The sequence below is a fragment of the Burkholderia sp. FL-7-2-10-S1-D7 genome (assembly GCF_001524185.1).
In the GTDB taxonomy this organism is placed as follows: Bacteria; Pseudomonadota; Gammaproteobacteria; order Burkholderiales; family Burkholderiaceae; genus Burkholderia; species Burkholderia diffusa.
This window is the reverse complement of the sequence record NZ_LOWY01000100.1, coordinates 241,498-260,145: the sequence shown is the minus strand read 5'-3', so window position 1 is coordinate 260,145 and position 18,648 is coordinate 241,498. Positions and strand designations below refer to the sequence as shown.

The 18,648-nt window shown below is 67.8% G+C and carries 19 protein-coding genes; 8 read left to right on the top strand and 11 right to left on the bottom strand.

Annotated elements, in window-relative coordinates:
• Positions 1-79 precede the first annotated feature (79 nt).
• Entirely contained in the window at positions 80-1,186 is a 1,107-nt protein-coding gene (locus WS75_RS29285) for a porin (protein WP_082729783.1), read from the top strand.
• Here WS75_RS29285 and WS75_RS29280 read toward each other — a convergent pair.
• Positions 1,183-1,602: a hypothetical protein gene (locus WS75_RS29280; RefSeq protein ID WP_059685883.1), complete on the bottom strand. Its 420-nt coding sequence runs from the start codon at positions 1,600-1,602 to the stop codon at positions 1,183-1,185. The genes WS75_RS29285 and WS75_RS29280 overlap by 4 nt on opposite strands.
• Positions 1,603-2,105: 503 nt before the next feature.
• Here WS75_RS29280 and WS75_RS29275 point away from each other — a divergent pair.
• The 3 genes from WS75_RS29275 (at position 2,106) to WS75_RS29265 (ending at position 3,855) form a co-directional block, all read left to right on the top strand.
• Complete coding sequence (locus WS75_RS29275; RefSeq protein WP_059685882.1) at positions 2,106-2,333, top strand: DUF2945 domain-containing protein; 228 nt, start codon at positions 2,106-2,108, stop codon at positions 2,331-2,333.
• Positions 2,330-2,908, top strand: coding sequence for a DUF488 domain-containing protein (locus WS75_RS29270; RefSeq protein WP_059685880.1), 579 nt, complete (start codon positions 2,330-2,332; stop codon positions 2,906-2,908). Before WS75_RS29275 ends, WS75_RS29270 begins: the two co-directional genes overlap by 4 nt.
• A 209-nt stretch (positions 2,909-3,117) precedes the next feature.
• Positions 3,118-3,855, top strand: a complete 738-nt coding sequence (locus WS75_RS29265; protein ID WP_059685878.1) for a sulfite exporter TauE/SafE family protein — start codon at positions 3,118-3,120, stop codon at positions 3,853-3,855.
• Positions 3,856-4,029: 174 nt separating this feature from the next.
• Here the strand turns inward: WS75_RS29265 and WS75_RS29260 are convergent, their stop codons facing one another.
• The 4 genes from WS75_RS29260 to WS75_RS29245 all read right to left on the bottom strand — a co-directional run bounded on the left by WS75_RS29260 (position 4,030) and on the right by WS75_RS29245 (position 7,895).
• Entirely contained in the window at positions 4,030-4,608 is a 579-nt protein-coding gene (locus WS75_RS29260; protein WP_059685876.1) for an NnrU family protein, read from the bottom strand.
• A 243-nt stretch (positions 4,609-4,851) separates the two neighbouring features.
• Positions 4,852-5,259, bottom strand: coding sequence for a TfoX/Sxy family protein (locus WS75_RS29255; protein ID WP_059685874.1), 408 nt, complete (start codon positions 5,257-5,259; stop codon positions 4,852-4,854).
• The gene (locus tag WS75_RS29250) at positions 5,256-6,365 is read right to left on the bottom strand and encodes a malate/lactate/ureidoglycolate dehydrogenase (protein ID WP_059685872.1); all 1,110 of its coding nucleotides are present in this window, start codon (positions 6,363-6,365) and stop codon (positions 5,256-5,258) included. The genes WS75_RS29255 and WS75_RS29250 overlap by 4 nt, the downstream gene beginning before the upstream one ends.
• Positions 6,366-6,440: 75 nt before the next feature.
• Positions 6,441-7,895, bottom strand: a complete 1,455-nt coding sequence (locus tag WS75_RS29245; protein ID WP_059600144.1) for a M20 family metallopeptidase — start codon at positions 7,893-7,895, stop codon at positions 6,441-6,443.
• 583 nt (positions 7,896-8,478) lie between these two features.
• Here WS75_RS29245 and adiC point away from each other — a divergent pair.
• Together adiC and WS75_RS29235 are read left to right on the top strand one after the other, a co-directional pair.
• On the top strand, positions 8,479-10,005 hold the full coding sequence (gene adiC / locus WS75_RS29240) for an arginine/agmatine antiporter (RefSeq protein WP_059685870.1): 1,527 nt from the start codon (positions 8,479-8,481) through the stop codon (positions 10,003-10,005).
• Between the two features lie 3 nt (positions 10,006-10,008).
• Positions 10,009-12,348 (top strand): Orn/Lys/Arg decarboxylase N-terminal domain-containing protein, encoded by a 2,340-nt coding sequence (locus WS75_RS29235; RefSeq protein WP_059685867.1) that lies wholly within the window; start codon positions 10,009-10,011, stop codon positions 12,346-12,348.
• Positions 12,349-12,414: 66 nt separating this feature from the next.
• Here WS75_RS29235 and WS75_RS29230 read toward each other — a convergent pair whose 3' ends face one another.
• Both WS75_RS29230 and ftrA read right to left on the bottom strand, forming a co-directional pair.
• Entirely contained in the window at positions 12,415-13,140 is a 726-nt protein-coding gene (locus WS75_RS29230; RefSeq protein ID WP_059685865.1) for a hypothetical protein, read from the bottom strand.
• 172 nt (positions 13,141-13,312) lie between these two features.
• Complete coding sequence (gene ftrA / locus WS75_RS29225) at positions 13,313-14,287, bottom strand: transcriptional regulator FtrA (RefSeq protein WP_059685863.1); 975 nt, start codon at positions 14,285-14,287, stop codon at positions 13,313-13,315.
• Positions 14,288-14,398: 111 nt separating this feature from the next.
• Here ftrA and WS75_RS29220 point away from each other — a divergent pair, with 111 nt between their 5' ends.
• Together WS75_RS29220 and WS75_RS29215 are read left to right on the top strand one after the other, a co-directional pair.
• Positions 14,399-14,818 (top strand): rhodanese-like domain-containing protein, encoded by a 420-nt coding sequence (locus WS75_RS29220; protein WP_059685861.1) that lies wholly within the window; start codon positions 14,399-14,401, stop codon positions 14,816-14,818.
• A gap of 90 nt (positions 14,819-14,908) precedes the next feature.
• On the top strand, positions 14,909-15,235 hold the full coding sequence (locus WS75_RS29215) for a superinfection immunity protein (protein WP_059685858.1): 327 nt from the start codon (positions 14,909-14,911) through the stop codon (positions 15,233-15,235).
• A gap of 28 nt (positions 15,236-15,263) precedes the next feature.
• Here the strand turns inward: WS75_RS29215 and WS75_RS29210 are convergent, their stop codons facing one another.
• The 4 genes from WS75_RS29210 to WS75_RS29195 form a co-directional block, all read right to left on the bottom strand.
• Positions 15,264-16,430 (bottom strand): cytochrome P450, encoded by a 1,167-nt coding sequence (locus tag WS75_RS29210; protein ID WP_059686372.1) that lies wholly within the window; start codon positions 16,428-16,430, stop codon positions 15,264-15,266.
• Between the two features lie 151 nt (positions 16,431-16,581).
• Positions 16,582-16,848: a YodC family protein gene (locus tag WS75_RS29205; RefSeq protein WP_059685855.1), complete on the bottom strand. Its 267-nt coding sequence runs from the start codon at positions 16,846-16,848 to the stop codon at positions 16,582-16,584.
• A gap of 333 nt (positions 16,849-17,181) precedes the next feature.
• The gene (locus WS75_RS29200; protein WP_059685852.1) at positions 17,182-18,042 is read right to left on the bottom strand and encodes an isocitrate lyase/PEP mutase family protein; all 861 of its coding nucleotides are present in this window, start codon (positions 18,040-18,042) and stop codon (positions 17,182-17,184) included.
• A gap of 119 nt (positions 18,043-18,161) precedes the next feature.
• Positions 18,162-18,599 (bottom strand): GNAT family N-acetyltransferase, encoded by a 438-nt coding sequence (locus tag WS75_RS29195; protein ID WP_059685850.1) that lies wholly within the window; start codon positions 18,597-18,599, stop codon positions 18,162-18,164.
• Positions 18,600-18,648: the final 49 nt, after the last annotated feature.

The following is an 18,648-nucleotide window of genomic DNA, read 5'->3' as shown; positions in this document are numbered from 1 at the left end:
CGTGGTGCGGCAACCCTCGCCGCACCACGCCGCACGCGACGCGTCGCCCCACTGCCGAGGCTGCCCGCCTCCCTTGCCCATGAGTCATTCCCTTCCCGCTTCCCGCCCCCGACGTCACGATGCCGCGTCGGAAAACGGCCGAGCGCGCCGGCCGGCGGCCGGCACACGTGTCGCGCTCCGCATTGGTGTCGCAGCCGCGGCCATTGCCGCGCACGCATCCGTGGTCCATGCACAAAGCAGCGTGACGCTGTACGGTGCGATCGACACGAGCATCGAAATCACGAATCCGGGCTCCGGCTACGTCGCGCGGATGGATTCCGGTGCGTATCGCGGCTCGCGCATCGGCGTGCGCGGCGCCGAGGATATCGGCAACGGCGTAAAGATCCTGTTCGATCTCGAGAACGGCTTCGGCTCGACGGACGGCAGTCAGGCCGTCGCCGGCACGTTGTTCAACCGCCAGGCCTGGATCGGCGTCAGTTCGCGCTACGGCACCGTGCGGATCGGCCGCCAGTATTCGCCGATCTACATCCCGTTCAAGGGGCAGCTCGATGCGTTCGGTGCTGGCACGATCGCGTCGGGCCTCGACAATCTGTCGAAGATCACGCCGTACGAGAGCAACGCGATCACGTACCTTTCACCCGAGGTCCATGGCTTCTCGACCACGATCATGGCGTCGTTGCGCGCGCCAACCGACGGCGACGGCAACGGACTGGCAGGCCACATCGAGACGTTCTCGTGGCATGACGGCCCGCTCCGCATTTCATATGCGCACCAGCAAACCCACGGCAGCGGCGCATTGCGCGCAAACCTCGGCGGCGCCTCCTATGCATTCGGCCCGGTGACCGGCTTCCTGTCGTATTTCAATGGCGACGGCGGAACGCCCCGCTACCACAACGACGGCGTGTCGGCCTCCGCGCGCTATGCGGTGAGCGCGCGTTTTCGCACGTCGCTGGGGTACACGTGGCTGCGTGACCGATCGGGCGGCGACAACGACGCCGACCAGTTCAGCGCCGCGTGCGAATACGATCTGTCGAAGCGCGTCCTGCTCTATGCAAGCGCGGCCTGGCTGCATAACCGTGGCCAGGCCGCGTTCACGCTGAAAGGCGTGAACGTGATCGGCCTCACGCCGTCGTGGCCGGGGGCGTCGGTGCGCGGAATTCAGTTCGGGATGATCGACCGTTTCTAGAAGCCACCGCCAGTTGCCGCAAGCAAGACGAGCAACCGATTCGCTGCCTGCAGCGCCTGCACGGACGTGAATCCCGCAAGACGCGTTCCCGGGTTCCCGGGTTCCCGGGTTCCCGAACGGATGCTGCGCGCGATCGCCTCGAGCGTGGCGATCGTATCGACCGACTCCGCTTCGGTGCTGCCGTTCCACGGCTCCCGGCCGGGCCGGACGGCGCGCACGAAGCGCTCGGTTTCCGCGAGAAGGCCGCTGTCGCCCGGCAGCACGATGGTTTCCTGCGGCGTCGTGGACGAAACGCCGCGGCGCAGATGAATCTCGGGCGGCCCGGCTTGCGGCGGGCTGTTGACGAAGGTCGTCTCGAGGATGCCGTCGGTTCCCGTGATCCGCCGTGACGGGGAAACGCCGTGTTGAAGCTGCATGCGATCTGGCCCAGCACGCCGTTCGGCAACGCGAGGCAGGCAGTCACGGTGAGATCGACCTTCGTATCTGATCAGCGCGCAGCGGCACTGAACCGCACCGAATTGGGTGGAGGCGCGTATTCTTGAGAGAATCGAGCCATGAACAAGAAGGCAAGCACGTTTTCCCCGGATGTTCGAGAGCGTGCAGTGCGACTGGTACGCGAGCAGCGTAGCGAACATCCTTCGATGTGAACGGCAGTCGAATCGATTGAACCGATGATCGGCTGCACGCCGCAGACGCTTCTGGATTCGGTCAATTCAGACATGGATGCCCCCGGAAATTTGGTGGGTGAGATTTGGTTCTGGGGACTTGAGGGTACATATCGTCAGATAAATGAAAGCCTCGCCGGTTGCGGGCATGACGCTTGCGCCCGCCCTCTGAATCTTTCTCCATGCGCGGCCGGCGCCGATAATGCGTACGGCAACGGCCGACGACACCGCACCGAGGCAAGGAGGCTCCCCGCATGACGACGCCGTTCAAGCCGGGCGACCACGTCCGCTGGAATTCCGAAGCCGGTTACGTGACCGGCACGATCATCGCGATCCACACGCAGGATTTCGACTACAAGGGCCATCGCCACCGTGCGTCGCCCGACGATCCGCAATACAAGATCAAGAGCGATCGCACCGACCACATCGCCGCGCATCGCGGGCGCGTGCTCGAACGCATTGCCGACAAGGACGACACGTGACGCTCCCGTTCTACACGATCGGCCATTCGAACCGCACGCTCGACGCGTTCGTCGGGATGCTCGACGCGGTCGATATCGCGCTGCTGGCCGATATCCGGAAGATGACGCGTTCGCGCACCAATCCGCAGTTCAACGAAGCAACGCTCCCCGCCGCGCTGGCCGCGGTCGACATCGCGTACGAGCACATCGCGGCACTCGGCGGACTGCGCGGCAAGTCGCGCGGCGTGCCCGACGAGGTCAACGGCTTCTGGACGAACCGCAGCTTCCATCGCTACGCCGACTACGCGCTGTCGCCCGAGTTTCGAACGGGCCTCGACCGGCTGATCGCGCAAGGGCACCGGCAGCGCTGCGCGATCATGTGTTCGGAAGCCGTGTGGTGGCGCTGTCATCGGCGCATCGTGTCCGATTACCTGATTGCGCGCGGCGAAACGGTGCTGCATATCATGGGCACGAATCGCGTGGAGCCCGCGCGCCTCACGGCCGGCGCGGCGATCCGGGACGACGGGACGATCGTCTATCCGGACGTCGAAGGCGACGCGCCAGCAGACGAAGCCGGCGCGCGGCCGACCGCGTGACGCGTCACCGATCGTGCGCGTGATGCCGTGACGACATGAAAGCGTGAAGGTGCGCAGACCCGATGCAACGCCCACGTCGATCGACCGTGCCCGCTGCGCACCCGATACGCTGCACGCTCACCCCGCTTTGCGCCGCCGCGATCCTGCATTACCATCGTGCGTCCACCGCGCGTACGCGCGCGCCCCGCCACCTCTGCACTCCCGCACCGATGCTCGCCCTCATCATCATCGCCGGCCTGTGGGCCGGCCTGCAGAACGCCCTCGCGGGCGGCGGCTCGTTCGTCACGCTGCCCGCGCTGATCGTGTCGGGGATGTCGCCGCTCGCGGCGAACATCACGTCGACGGTCGCGCTGTTCCCCGGCCAGGTCACGACGGGCTGGGCGAGCCGGAACATGGTGCGCGGCGCGGGCAAGCTGTCGTTTCGCGCGCTGTTCGCGATCAGCGTGGTCGGCGGCGCGCTCGGCGGCCTGCTGCTACTGAAAACCCCGTCGTCGATCTTCTCGCACCTCGTGCCGTGGCTCGTGCTGTTCGCGACGGTCGTGTTCGCATGGGGCAGCTTCTTCCGCAAGCCCGGCGCCGGCACGCAGCATCTCGGCCCCGTCACCGCCGCGATCTCGCAATTCCTGATCGCGATCTACGGCGGCTACTTCGGCGGCGGCATCGGGTTCCTGATGATGGCCGCGCTGACGATGGCCGGCCTGTCGCCGCGTCACGCGATGTCGACGAAGAATGCGCTCGCTGGCGTGATAAACGCGTCGGCGGTCGTGCTGTTCCTGACCTCGCCGCACCTGCACTGGCGCGAGGCCATCGCGCTCGGCGGCGGCGCGATCGTCGGCGGCCTGCTCGGTGCGTGGGCGCTGCACCGCGTGAACGAGCGCGTGCTGCGGATCGCGATCGTCTGCATCGGCGCCGCGCTGACCGTCGGGCTGTTCGTCAAACCGATCTGATGCACACGCGCCGAGCGCGCGGATGACACGCACGCCGTCGGTCGCGACGGATTCGCAAGCGATGGGCAAGCGGCCGTGCGCCGAGCGCTGGCGGAGTCACGCGCCCGCCTCGATGTCGCGGGCGCTTTCGACAACTTGCGCGCCCCGCGCTTCGATCCTTGCAGGCGGGTGCGTTCAGCCGAGCGGCCGCACGCCGATCAGCGGGCCGTGCAGGAACAGCGCGAAGACGGCCCATACGACGAGCCCGGCAACGATCGTCACGGCATCGCCCGACAGCCTGCCCGCCGGATAGCGGACGCCGTCGAGGCGATCGCGCGCGCGCCACACGACGAAATCGACCAGCGACCACACGAAGAATGCGCCGAACAGCACGACCGCGTGCAGCGTGCCGTTCGCGAGCAGGTGCGCGATCGCCCACACCATCACGCCGGCCACCATCGGATGGCCGACGAGCGTCTTGATGCGGTTGCGCGGCACGTAGGACGCGGCGATCAGCACGAACGCGATCGCGGTCAGCATGCCGGTGAGATGGCGAATGCCGACGGGCGACATCCACAGCAGCGTCCCGCCCTGGCGCGCAATCCCGTAACCCCAGACGATCAGCACGAAGCCGACGATCGACACGATCGCATAGGGGCCCTTCCAGCGTTTCTCGCCGATCCGCTCGATGGTCGCGGATCGCCAGCCGTCCGCGACGATCCGGATCGAATGCACACCGAGGAAGATCGCTAAACCGAGAATCAGGACGAGCATCGGCTATCTCCGTCTGGAACGATGAGTTGGGAATCATTCGCGCGGCTTTCGATGCGCCGTTCGCGAGGCCGGCAGCGAGACCGGCTCGGGTTGCGCCGGGCATGGACACAATCGCGCCGATCATAAACGCCGGGGCCGCCGTTGTGAAGCAGCCGGAACATGCGGTGCGTCAAACCCGGCGCTTGCGTGCACCCGCGGTGGCTCGAAAGCAAGGAAAGGAAATGCGCCGCCGTACGCTCGGCGCTAGGTGCGCTTGCGTGTCGCTTCCGGTTTCGGCGCCGGCTTCGACTTCGGCCGTGCCTTGCGCTTCGGCGCCCCGGCCAGCAGCGCCGCGCGATACGCGCCGCGACACCAGTCGAACAGCGCGCCCGTGTCCTCGAGCACGTCGGCCGGCGTTTCGTAATAGCCATCGAGTGCAACGGTGCGCGTGGGACGCTCATACGAGAACGGCCCCATCCCCGCCGCGACGAACGCGGGACGGTTCACGTCGTCGACGCGCAGGAACAGCGACCCGCGCGACATGAAGCCGAACATCACGCCGTCGAGCCGCATCGCGGCGCCGCTGAAGAACCGCACGACCTGTACGTTACCGAGCGGCGCGAGCCGATACGCGATCTCCTCGCCGTGCGCCTTCTCCGATTGCCAGCTCATGCGAGCCCCATGCAGCGCTGCGTCCACACGTCGAGTTCCGCGTCGTCGAAGCCCACGGCCGCCGCGCTCTCGCGGATCTGCCGCCACGTCGCACGATCGACCGGAATGCCGTCCGCGCCGCGCGCGGCGCGGCTCGCCTCCTCCGGCTCGCCGGGCATCCGCACCGGCGCGTCGCCCGCCCGCGGCGACGCCTTCGCCCATTCGACGAACGCATCGGCTTCACGCTCCGCATCGGCCGCGTCGAACGCGTTCGGATCGATCAGCACCGACAGCATCCCGTTGACGATCGCGCTCGTCTTCTGCAGCGTGCCGCCGTAGGTCGTATGCCCGCCGACCAGCGCGCCGCCGAAGATCTCGCACATCGCCGCCAGCGCATAACCCTTGTGCAGTCCGAACGGCAGCAGCGAGCCGAACGGCTGCTCGTGCATGACTGCCGGATCGTCGGTCGGCCGGCCGCGATGATCGATCAGCGACCCGGCCGGCACGCGCTTGCCCTGGTTGTATGCCACCCGCGTCTTGCCATACGCGATCGCGCTCGTCGCGAAATCGAGCAGCAGCGGCGGCCGGCCCGCGCGCGGATACGCGGCGCAGAACGGATTCGTGCCGAAACGCGGATCAGTGCCGTGCAGCGGCGCGACAAGCAGGTCACCCGGCACGTTGACGAAATGGAACGACACGAGCCCCGAGCGCGCGCACTGCTCGGCCCAGTGCCCGATGCGGCCGAGGTGATGGACGTCGCGCAGCCCGATCGCGCAGATGCCCATGCGTCGCGCGCGCTCGATCCCTTCGACCATCGCCTCGAACGCGATCACCTGGCCGAAGCCGCGCCCGCCGTCGATCGTCAGCACCGCGCCGCCGTCGCGAACGATCGACGCGTGCCCGTTCAATTGCAGTTGCCCTTCCCGCCACGACGCCACGTAGTTCGGGATCATCCCGATCCCGTGCGAATCGTGCCCCGCCAGATTCGCGCCGACCAGGTGATCGGCAACGAGCCGCGCCTCACGCTCGCTGCTGCCGGCCCGCTCCCAGAGTGCCGCGACGAATGCATGCAGCGGTTCGGCGCGCATGCTCAGCGGGTCGGTATCGGAAGTCGGCAGCGCGGTCATCGGCAAGGCTCCGTGAGGTCGGGATGAATCCGGGTGAATCCGGTCGAATCCGTTCGGGTCGGGCAGCGCGAACGCTCAGCGCGCGGACGCGATCACGTCCGCCACCGCCGCGGTCAGCTTCTTCGCGTACGGCACGTGCAGGAACTCGTTCGGGCCGTGCGCATTCGACTTCGGCCCGAGCACGCCGCACACCATGAACTGCGCGGACGGGAAGCCGGCCTGCAGCACGTTCATCAGCGGGATCGTGCCGCCGAGACCCATGTACGCGCAGTCCGCGCCGAAGTGGCGACGCGACGCGGCGTCGAGCGACGACGCGAGCCACGGCGCGAGATCCGGCGCGCTCCAGCCGGTCGCGGCGCCCGCGTCCGGCTTGAACGTGACCTTCGCGTTGTACGGCGGATCGAGTTCGAGCAGTTCCTTCAGCTGCTGCACGGCCTGTGCGGCGTCGACGAGCGGCGGCAGGCGCAGCGACAGCTTGAACGCGGTGCGCGGACGCAGCACGTTGCCCGCGTCGGCGAGCGCCGGCAGACCGGCCGCGCCCGTCACGGACAGCGACGGACGCCACGTCGAATTCAGCAGCGCCTCGCGCGGATCGGTCGTGGTCGGCAGCACCGGCTTGCCGTCCGCGCCGCATGCCCACGGCAGCCCCTTCCACACGGCGTCGCCGAGGATCGCGGCGGCCGTGTCGGCTTCGCGCACGCGGCTGTCGGGAATCTCGCAATGGAACACGCCCGGCAGCAGGTTGCCGTTCTTCGCATCTTCCAGGCGCTCGAACAGCTGGCGCATCACGCGGAAGCTCGACGGCGCGATGCCGCCGAAGACGCCGGAGTGCACGCCTTCCTCGAGCACCTCGACCTGCAGGTCGCCGGACACCAGCCCGCGCAGCGACGTCGTGAGCCACATCTGGTCGTAGTTGCCCGCGCCCGAATCGAGGCACACGACGAGCGACACCTGGCCGAGCCGGTCGCGCAGCGCGTCGACGTACGGCAGCAGGTCGTAGCTGCCCGACTCCTCGCAGGTCTCGATCAGGCCGACGCAGCGCGGCCGTTCGACGCCCTGCTCGTCGAGCGCGCCGAGCGCCGCGAGGCTCGCGTAGATCGCATAGCCGTCGTCCGCGCCGCCGCGGCCGTACAGCTTGCCGTTCTCGTACTTCGGTGTCCACGGGCCGAGGTCCGCGCGCCAGCCGTCGAATTCGGGCTGCTTGTCGAGGTGGCCGTACAGCAGGATCGTGTCGGTGCTGCCCGAGCGCGTCGCAGGCGTTTCGAAGAAGATCACCGGCGTGCGGCCGGGCAAGCGCACGATCTCGAGCTTCAGGCCTTTCACCGGCTGGCGTTCGGCCCACTGCGCGGCATCGGTGACGACCCGCTCGAGATACCCGCGCTTCGCCCAGTCGGGGTCGAACGCGGGGCTCTTCGCCGGGATCGCGATGTAGTCGGTCAGTGCGTGGAGAATTTCATCGTTCCACTTGCGCTCGACGAAGGTAACGAGCTTGTCATGGTCGAGGACGGGGGTAGTGTCGACGGAGGTCATGGTGGGGTGCCTGGATAGGGCTGACGAAAAACCGGATGATACGCCGATGCCCCGCCCCAGGGGTGCTTTCCGCGGCCGTATTCAGGGGTCCGTTCGGGCCCGTTTCCCGCAGCGCCTGGCGCGCCCGCTCAAACCGCCTGCGGGAAGGCGGCATCGTCATCGGAATCACCGTTCGGTATAAACAATCACGGGCGCCGGCGAGCGCATTTCGAGCGCTCGATAATAACCGACCAATTCAATCAGGACTTCCCGAGTCATTCAGCCCATAAATTGAATTAACCAGTTCGGCAAAAAACAATTATCCGTTCAATTTTCACGACACCTCGCCCGCGAACATGACCGGAGCCGGCTCAAGCCCGCCGCGCGGGGCCATGCACCCCCATCGGGTCGCACCATGACATTTCACCTTCATCAATGATGATCATCAATATTCAAGATATTAAATTACATCGTTTACTCTTACTCGAATTCAATTAAGAGATAAGATGCTGTCGTTCAATAAAACGACGGACCATTCCGGAATCGTCGACTGGCGCCGGGCCGCGCCACCTCAACCGCATCACGATCATTCAAGGAGCCTCGCATGTCCGATGCCAGCTCGTCCCCCTCCCGCTCCACCGTCGCGCCAGCCGCGACCGCCTCGCCGAAAATCGGCGTCATCCCCGCCACGCTGATGGTGGCGGGCAACATGATGGGCTCCGGCGTCTTCATGCTGCCCGCGAACCTCGCCGCCACCGGCGGCATCGCGATCTTCGGCTGGCTGATCACCGTCGTCGGCGCCGTGTCGCTCGCGCTGGTGTTCGCGAAGCTCGCGGCAATCGACCCGGCCGCCGGCGGTCCGTATGCGTATGCGCGCAAGTCGTTCGGCCCGTACATCGGCTACCAGACCAATCTGATCTACTGGCTCGCGAACGTGCTCGGCAACGTCGGCCTGGCGGTCGCCGGCCTCGGCTATCTCACGCACTTCTTCCCGATGCTGCGCGACCCGCTGGTATTCGCGCTCGCGCAGATCTTCGTGATCTGGTTGTTCACCTACGCGAACATTCTCGGACCGAACGTGGTCGGCCGCGTGCAGTCGGTCACGACGATCTTCGCGCTCGTGCCGATCCTCGGGATGGCCGTGTTCGGCTGGTTCTGGTTCAGCAAGGACGTCTACTTCGCCGGCTGGAACGTGTCGGGTACGAGCAGCTTCGGCGCGATCGGCGCGACCTTGAACTTCACGCTGTGGGCGTTCATCGGCGTCGAGAGCGCGTCGGTGTCGGCCGGTGTCGTCGAAAACCCGTCGCGCAACGTGCCGATCGCGACCGTCGGCGGCGTCGTGCTCGCGGCCGTCTGCTACGTGCTCAGCTCGACCGTGATCATGGGGATGATCCCGAACAAGGCACTGCTCGCGTCGAGCGCGCCGTTCGCGGATGCCGCGCGCCTCGCGCTCGGCGACACCGCCGCGAACGCGGTCGCGATCTGCGCGGCGCTCGGCTGCCTCGGCTCGCTCGCGGGCTGGACGCTGCTGGTCGGCCAGACCGCGAAGGCCGCGGCCGACGACGGTCTGTTCGCCGGCGTGTTCGCCCGCGTCAACTCGAAGAACGTGCCGTCGGCCGGCCTTGCGATCGTCGCGGTCATCATGTCGGTGCAGGTGCTCGCGACGATGTCGCCGAGCGCGAGCGAGCAGTTCGGCAAGATCGCGTCGATCGCCGTGATCATGACGCTCCTGCCATACATCTACTCGTGCATCGCGATCAAGGTGCTCGGCTACGGCAAGATGCCGTCGCACCAGTTCACCTTCTACACGATCGTCGGCCTGATCGGCGCCGTCTACGCGCTGTGGGCGATGGTCGGCTCCGACGGCCAGCAGACGCGCTGGTCGCTGATCTTCGTGATCGCGACGATCGTGTTCTACGAGCTGTCGATCAACCGTCAGCGCGAAATCGAGGAAACCCACATCCATCCGGGCGGCCGCTCGCCGCGCTGGGTGCGCTACCTCGCGCTCGGCATCACCATCGCCGCGCTCGTCGCGACCTTCTGGATCTCCGTGGGCCGACACACGGCCGACATCCTTCACGCACGCTCGCCGGCCGCGGGCGTCCAGGCAACCCAGCAAACGGGGGAATGACCCATGACCGCTTCCTTGACCCAACCGGCGTTCCGTCGCCTCGGCATGAAGGCGCTGCTCGTGCAGCACGACATCGACGAACGCACCGCCACCGGACGCGCGGCCACCGCGCTCGTCGAAGAATTGCGCACGCGGCTCGTCGACGTCGTGATCGCGACCTCCGCCGACGACGCGCGCGCGGTGGTCGACGCCGATCCCGCGATCCAGTGCCTGCTGCTCAACTGGGAGCTCGGCAACGATCCCGCCCATGCGCCCGCCCAGGCCGTGCTCGACGCGATGCGCGCGCGCAATGCGACGGTGCCGGTGTTCCTGCTCGCGAGCCGCGCGAGCGCAGCCGCGATTCCCGTCGACGCGATGCGCAAGGCCGACGACTTCATCTGGATGCTGGAAGACACCACCGCGTTCATCGGCGGGCGGATCGTCGCCGCGATCGAACGCTACCGCGAAACCGTGCTGCCGCCGATGTTCCGCGCGCTCGCGCAGTTCTCGCGCGTGTACGAATACTCGTGGCACACGCCGGGCCACACGGGCGGCACCGCGTTCTTGAAATCGCCGGTCGGCCGCGCGTACTTCGAATTCTTCGGCGAGGCGCTGTTCCGCTCGGACCTGTCGATCTCGGTCGGCGAACTCGGCTCGCTGCTCGACCACTCCGGTCCGATCGGCGAAAGCGAACGCTACGCGGCGCGCGTGTTCGGCGCGCACCGCACGTATCACGTGACGAACGGTTCGTCGATGTCGAACCGCGTGATCCTGATGGCGAGCGTCACGCGCAACCAGGTCGCGCTGTGCGACCGCAACTGCCACAAGTCGGCCGAGCACGCGATGACGATGTCCGGTGCGATTCCGACCTACCTGATCCCGTCACGCAACCATTACGGGATCATCGGGCCGATCATGCCGGAACGGCTCACGGCCGCCGCCGTGCGTCTCGCGATCGACGCGAACCCGCTGGTGCGCGGGCGCGACGGCATCGATCCGACGCCCGTGCATGCACTGATCACGAACTCGACGTACGACGGCCTCTGCTACAACGTCGCGCGCGTCGAGGAACTGCTCGGCCAGAGCGTCGACCGATTGCATTTCGATGAAGCGTGGTACGGCTATGCGCGCTTCAACCCGATCTACCGCGATCGTCACGCGATGCACGGCGATCCGTCGCAGCACGACGCAAGCAAGCCGACCGTGTTCGCGACGCAGTCGACGCACAAGCTGCTCGCCGCGCTGTCGCAGGCGTCGTTCATCCACGTCCGCGACGGCCGCAATCCGATCGAGCATGCACGCTTCAACGAGGCATACATGATGCATGCGTCGACGTCGCCGAACTACGCGATCATCGCGTCGAACGACGTAAGCGCCGCGATGATGGACGGCCCCGGCGGCGAGGCGCTGACGACCGACGCGATCCGCGAGGCCGTGTCGTTCCGCCGGATGCTCGCGCGGCTGCATGCGGAATGCGAGGAGAACGACGACTGGTTCTTCAACGGCTGGCAGCCGGACACCGTGGTCGATCGCAAGACGGGCCGGCGCGTGCCGTTCCATGAAGCGGACGAAACGCTGCTCGCCACCGATCCGTCGTGCTGGGTGCTGCATCCGGGCGAGACGTGGCACGGCTTCGGCGAGATCGAGGACGACTACTGCATGCTCGATCCGATCAAGGTGTCGATCGTCACGCCGGGCGTCGCGCCGCACGGCGGCCTGATGCCGGTCGGCATTCCGGCGTCGGTCGTCACCGCGTATCTGGACCGGCACGGGATCGTCGTCGAGAAGACGACCGACTTCACGATCCTGTTCCTGTTCTCGCTCGGCGTGACGAAGGGCAAGTGGGGCACGCTCGTCAACACGCTGCTCGACTTCAAGCGCGACTACGACGCGAACGCGCCGCTCGAACAGGCGCTGCCGGAACTCGTCGCGCGCTATCCGGACCGCTACGGCAAGCTCGGCCTGCGCGATCTGTGCGACCTGATGTTCAGCGCGATGAGCGACCTGAAGACGACCGAGATGATGTCGCGCGGCTTCTCGACGCTGCCGCAGCCCGACTTCAGCCCGGCCGAGGCGTTCGAGCATCTCGTGCACAACGACATCGAGATGCTGGAGCTGTCGGAGATGGAAGGCCGCACCGTCGCGACAGGCGTCGTGCCCTACCCGCCCGGCATTCCGCTGCTGATGCCCGGCGAGAACGCAGGGCCCGCCGACGGCCCGCTGCTCGGCTACCTGAAGGCGCTCGAGCAATACGACCTGCGCTTCCCCGGCTTCACGCACGACACGCATGGCGTCGAAGTCGAGGACGGCGTGTACCGGATCGCGTGCATCAAGAAAACCGCGCGCGACACCAACACGCGCTGAGCATGCGCGCCGCGACGCCGCGCCGGCAGAACGCGGCCGGCGTCGCGATGCGTGACGACTCGCCGGTCATGCCGGCAAGCGACCGACCCACTCGGCGAGCTGCGCTTCGCCTTCTTCGTCGAGCTTGCCTTTCAGTTCGCCGTACCACGGCGCGATCGCATCGGCCGGCTGCGTGGCCTTCAGGATGTCGAGACTGTTCTCGAGGAACGACGTAAAAAACGGAATGCCGCGCATGTAGAGGAAGGTCGAATCGGTGATGCGCACGTGGCCGTACACGTCGCGCACCCACGCGAGATGCGGCAGTGCCTCGCGCTGGTGGCCACTTTGCATCAGCGCGGAAATGAAGTTCACGCGCGCGGCGACGTCGGACTGCTCGTGCGTGTCGTGATTGACCTCGGCGGCCTTTTGCATCCACGCTTCGCCGCGCTCCACTTCGCCGCACATCACCGACGTCGTCGCGAGCTGCACCGCGTTGTGCGCGCTCGGCTCGCGGTCGAACAGCGCAAGCCAGTACGGAAACGCTTCCGGATAACGCTCCATCGCCGAGTACGACAGCGCGCACAGGCGCGCCGCATCGGCCAGCCGCTCCGCATGCGGCGCGGCGGCCGCGATCGCGGCTTCGTGCCGGCCGGCCTGGAATGCCTTCAGCGCGGGCGCGAGCTCGGGCGCGATGTCGGGGCCGTTCTGATCGTCCGCGCCTTCGGATGCGTCGGGTGCGTCGTTCGCGGAAGGCGCGGGCGTCGCCGCTTCATCACGCGGTTTCTTTCCGAACAGCTTTCCCAGCAGGCCCATGGCGATTGTCCTTGTCGTTGTGATGGATGAATGGCGGCTGGTTGCAGCGGCGCAGGAAGCGCGGCGCGCGTGAACCGGATCGCCGCACGGCGACCGCCATCTTACGCGCGCTCGAAGTCAGCAGGAAGTGAACGGCGACCGGGCGCTGATGTGGCGAAGCAAGGCGCGACGCTCACGCGTCCGTGGGCCTCACGCCGCGATCCATCCCGCGCCGGTACGCGGCAGGGCTCGTCGCCGCGACGCGCCGGAAGTGCCGGCGCAACGACTCCTCGGAACCGAACCCCGCGCGCGCGGCAATCTGCGCGAGCGACATCCCGGGATGCGCTTCGAGCATGTCCTTCGCGACGTTCACGCGCTCGCGGATCAGCCACGCGAGCGGCGACATCCCCGTCGCGTCCGCGAACTGCCGCTGCAGCGTGCGCGTGCTCATCGCCGCCTGCGCGGCCAGCGACGCGAGCGTGTGCGGCTCGGCCGCATGCGCGCGCATCCAGTCGATCAGCTTCGCGAGCCGGTCGCTGCCGCCCGGGGCGACCGGTCGCGGCACGAACTGCGCCTGGCCGCCGTCGCGATGCGGCGGCAGCACGAGGCGCTGCGCGACCCGGTTCGCAATCGCGCCGCCGTGGTCGCGGCGCACGAGATGCAGCAGCATGTCGAGCCCCGCCGCCGAGCCGGCCGACGTGACGATCTGCCGTTCGTCGACGTACAGCGCGTCGGGATTCACGCGCAGCGCCGGATAGCGCGCCTGCAGGCGCTCGGCGTAGCGCCAGTGCGTCGTGACGGTGAGCCCGTCCAGCACGCCAGCCGCCGCGAGCACGAACACGCCCGAGCAGATCGAACAGAGCCGCGCGCCGCGGCGATGCGCGGCACGCAGCTTCTTCAGCAGCGGTTCCGGCGGCGGTTCGTCCGGATCGCGCCAGCCGGGAATCACGATGGTGTCCGCGCGATCGAGCATCGCGAGCCGGTACGGCGCGGCGACCGTGATGCCGCCCGCCGCGCGCACGGGGCCGGGCTCGCTCGCGCAGACGGCGAAGCGATACCAGTCGACGCCGAGTTCCGGGCGTTCGAGCGCGAACAGTTCGACCACGCAGCCGAATTCGAAGGTGCAGAGGCGATCGTAGGCGAGCGCGACGACGAGATGATTGTGCATGGCGCGATGTTACCGGAACTTGTCGATCGCGCCACTGCCGCGATGGCCGCCGAACCGCGATACTGCCCTTCATCCCGGCGCATTCCGCGCCGTCTTTCAGGAGCGCATTTCATGTCTTACGTCACCGACGTCCCCGCCGCCGACAGCGCCGCCGCCCTCGCGCACTTCGAAGCATCGCTGCGCTTCGAGACCGATTGCTGGGACGTGCACGACGCGCTTGCGTCCGGCGCGCCCGATTTCGTGCTGCTCGACGTTCGGGGTCCGGAGCAGTTTGCCGCCGGCCACGTGCCCGGCGCGCGCAACCTGCCGCACCGCAAGATCGTCGCCGGCAAGCTCGCCGACCACCCGGCCGACACGCTGTTCGTCGTCTACTGCGCCGGCCCGCACTGCAACGGTGCCGCGCGCGCGGCGATCCGGCTCGCGCGCCTCGGCCGCCCGGTGAAGCTGATGATCGGCGGGGTCACCGGCTGGCTCGACGAAGGTTTCGCGTTGTGCAACGAAGTGCAACCGGAGGACGTCGCCACGCGCTGATCGTTATTAAAAACGCAACAATCAATTTCCGGCACACGAACGGAAAAAGCGCGACAATCGGCCCCATTGCAGTTCGGATGGAGCAGCAACATGGAACACGCAGTCCTGATTCAGGTGGCCGGTTCGGTCGCGGCGATCGCGCTCTATTTTCTTCCGGCCATCGTCGCCGACCGGCGCGGCCGGCACGACAGGCTGACGATCGCGATGTTCAACGCGCTGTTCGCGTGGACGGGCATCGGCTGGCTGATGACGCTCTACTGGGCATGCCAGCCGAACCCGCAAACCGACGTCGCGCAAGCCATCCTCGCGAAGCGCCGCGGCATCAGCATGCGGACTTTCTCGACCGGCCTCGTCGAACGCGTGCAGCGCCGCGTCGCCGCCCAGGAGCAATGGGCCGAGAAGCAAGGTTGCCGCTAGGCAGTCCCGCCGTTCCCTTTTCTTTGCGTTACCTCGCCGCGCCGAACTTCGGCATCCTGACGTTGGTCGAGGCCCGGTAGTCCCACACCAGCCTCTCGCGCGGCGCCTCACCGCCCGCGCGCAGCCACGCCCCGAACGCCCCCGCCGTCACCGCCCGCGCGATCCGCTCGCCCGGGCAGCCGTGCGGCCCCGTGCCGAACCCGAAGTTCGGCCCCGGCGCGCGGCCCGGCAGCAATCGGTCCGGCTCGCGATGCACGGCCGGATCGCGGTTCGCCGCCGCGAGCACGACCAGGATGGCCGCACCGGCATCGACGGTCACGCCTTCGATCGTCGTGCGCGACGCGACGAAGCGGCGTGTGTTCTGCACCGGCGAATCGAATCGACCGACCTCGGCAACGAATGCCTCGAGCATCGCGGCATCCGGCAGCGTGCGTTCGGCACCGGTTGCATCCCACGCGACCAGCACATTGCCGAGCCACGCCGCCGTCGCCTCGCACGTCTGCGACAGCAACCCGACGAGATTCGCGACGAGCGCGCCGCTCGCGTGCCAACCCGCGGCACCGGCCGCCTGCTGAATCGCCGCGACCCATGAGCCGTCCTGCGCGTGTGTGCGCGCGACACGCTCAGTCATCCGGTCGAGCAGTTGCCGCGCGGCCTCGCTCGCGCGGGCCAGTGCCGCGTCGTCCGACAGCGGCGACAGCGCGGCGACGAAGTCGACGACCAGCGCGGCGATATCGTCGAGCTGCGTGTCGTCGAAGCCGAGCAGATCGGCGACCGCGCAAACGGGCACCGTCAGGCACCACGCGTTCAGCGCATCGGCGTCGTACGGCACGCGCAACCGGCTGCCGGCGAGTTGCGCGGCCCGCTCGCGCAACGCGTCGACGTCGATCGGCGCGCACGCCGCGCGCAGCGCCTGCTTCGGCACGTCGTGCCGCAATGCGCCGTCGTTCATGCGCACCAGTTCGCCGAACAGCGCGCCCGCCGTCGTCCCACGCAATGCGGGCGGTACCGGCGCATCGAGCGGCCTGACGCGGCACGCCGGGTGGCCGAGCACGGCCGTCACGCTCGCCGCCCGGCTCGCGACCCACAGGCCGAGCGAGGCGTCGAACGCGAGCGGTGGCCCGTCGACGAGCGTCGAGTAGTAAGGATAAGGATCGCGGTGCGTGACCGCGGCAATCGGATTGGTCGGGTTCATGCGTGCAGTATCGGCGCGCCGGGCCGCCGCATGTTTCGGGTTGACGTGAAATGTCGCGGATGTCGCGGTCATGCTCATGCCGGCACCGCGGACTGCTGCGACGCAGCAACCTGCGGGCGGCAAGCGGCGCGGCGCCGTGTCGGACGTGGCGTCAGGCTGCCGACCGGTAGCGGTGCGCCTGCATGCGCAGGCGGACGCGCCCGGCGGAAATCGCACGCGGTTCGGGCACCACCGTTTCGTGATGAAACATTTCCTGCCGGAAGCGGCCGCCGTCGTCGAACCACTGGCAGATCAGCCAGTCGGCATCGTCGAACACGACCGGCCCGACATACGTGACGGTCATGCGCGGCCCGCCGGTTTTCAGCGTCACGACATCGCCGACGCGAAAGCCGTTGCTGGGATTTTCTCGGATTTTCATCACTCTCTCGATTTTTTATATATTCATTTTCCGGCGGCCCGCTGACAGGCCATTCGGATATGCGGCAGATTACCAATCCAGCAAATAACCGGCAACTCCCGAATACCCCAAAACATCGACCGGAAAATCGCAACACGACGCGGCACCGGTTCGCGTGGCGGGCTTCTGACACCATAATCGGCGTGGCTTGCGCGCCGATTATGGTCAAACAACCGGAGCGCAGAGAATAAACGATGAATTTTGCGCCGTCATCGAACTTCAAATCGGCGCCGGTTTCGATTGATTACTGTCAATCGGTTTCCGGCTGGAAACGTTCCCACGTTTTTTCGGCGCTCATTGTTCGAACCGCACGGGTGAATTGTCCGGCGCCGAAAACCAGCGATTGAGGTCGCGTCCCGGCACCGCCGCTTGCGTAAACGTGAACGTGCCGTCGCGCGCCATTTCCGTTGCAGCGCGCAGGAACGCGCCGAATGCGGCCCGCGCCAGCGCGCCGCCGACGCTGACGCGCTTCACGCCGAGCACCGCGAGCGCCTCGAGGCTGAGCAACCCGCCCTGCAGCCCCATCACGACATTGACCGGCGCACCGACCGCGCGCGTAACCGCCGCGATGTCGTCGGGATCGGTCACGCCGGGTGCGTAGAGCACGTCGGCGCCCGCGTCGCGGTACGCGACCAGCCGCGCGATCGTGTCGGCCAGGTCGGCGCGGCCGTGCAGGTAGTTTTCACAGCGCGCGGTCAGCGTGAACGGAAACCGCAGCGAGCGCGCCGCGTCGACCGCCGCCGCGATGCGCTCGACCGCCAGGTCGTGCGGGTAGATCGGCGCATCGGCACGGCCGGTCGCATCCTCGATCGAGCCGCCCACCGCGCCGGCGTCGGCCGCCAGGCGAATCGTCTCGGCGACCGTCTCAGGCGCGTCGCCGAAGCCGTTCTCGAGATCGGCGCTGACCGGCAGGCTGCCCGCGGCGACGATCTCGGCGATGTGGTCGAGCATTTCGTCGCGATCGATCGCGTTGTCGGGCCGCCCTCTCGAAAAGGCGAAGCCAGCGCTCGTGGTGGCAAGCGCTTCGAAGCCGGCCATCGCGAGCAGCCGGGCGGAACCGGCATCCCACGGGTTCGGGATGATGAAGGCGCCGGGCCGCGTGTGCAGCGCACGGAAGGTCTCGGCTTGGCGAAACTGCACGTTGGAATCGGACATCGCGGTCTCCTCGGAATGGAGACGTCAGCATACGCGCGCGCGGTACCGCGACGGTTCGGGGCGCGCTGAAATATCGATGTGGATGCCGGAGCGTCGCGCGCGGCGCGGCGTGCCGCCAGTCACGCCGCCGCGCGGGGACCGAGCGCCTTCGTCAGGAAAATGCGCGCATGCCCGGCCGGGTAATCCGGCAGCTCGCCGAAACGGACATAACCGCGCTTCTCGTAGAACGGCCGCGCCTGGAAGTCGAACGTATCGAGCCACGCGCCGTGGCAGCCGCGCGCGACGGCTTCCGCCTCGGCGAGATCCATGATGCGCGAGCCGACTCCCTGGCCGCGCGCGGCCTCGGGCACGACGAGCAGGTCGACATGCAGCCAGCCGAACGCCGTGCTGCCCCACAGGCCGCCCACGACCGTGCCGTCGGCGTCGGTCACGCGCACGGCCAGCGGCCGGAAATCGATCGGGCCGGCCTGGCGTTCGTTGAACCGGACGAGCGGCGCCGCGATCTGCTTGCGGACGTCCGCGTCGCCGGCGTCGGTCACGTCGTAGGTGAGCGTCATCGGTTACGTCGAATCAGGAAGAAAACGGCAGATGGCAAGACGGCCGGAC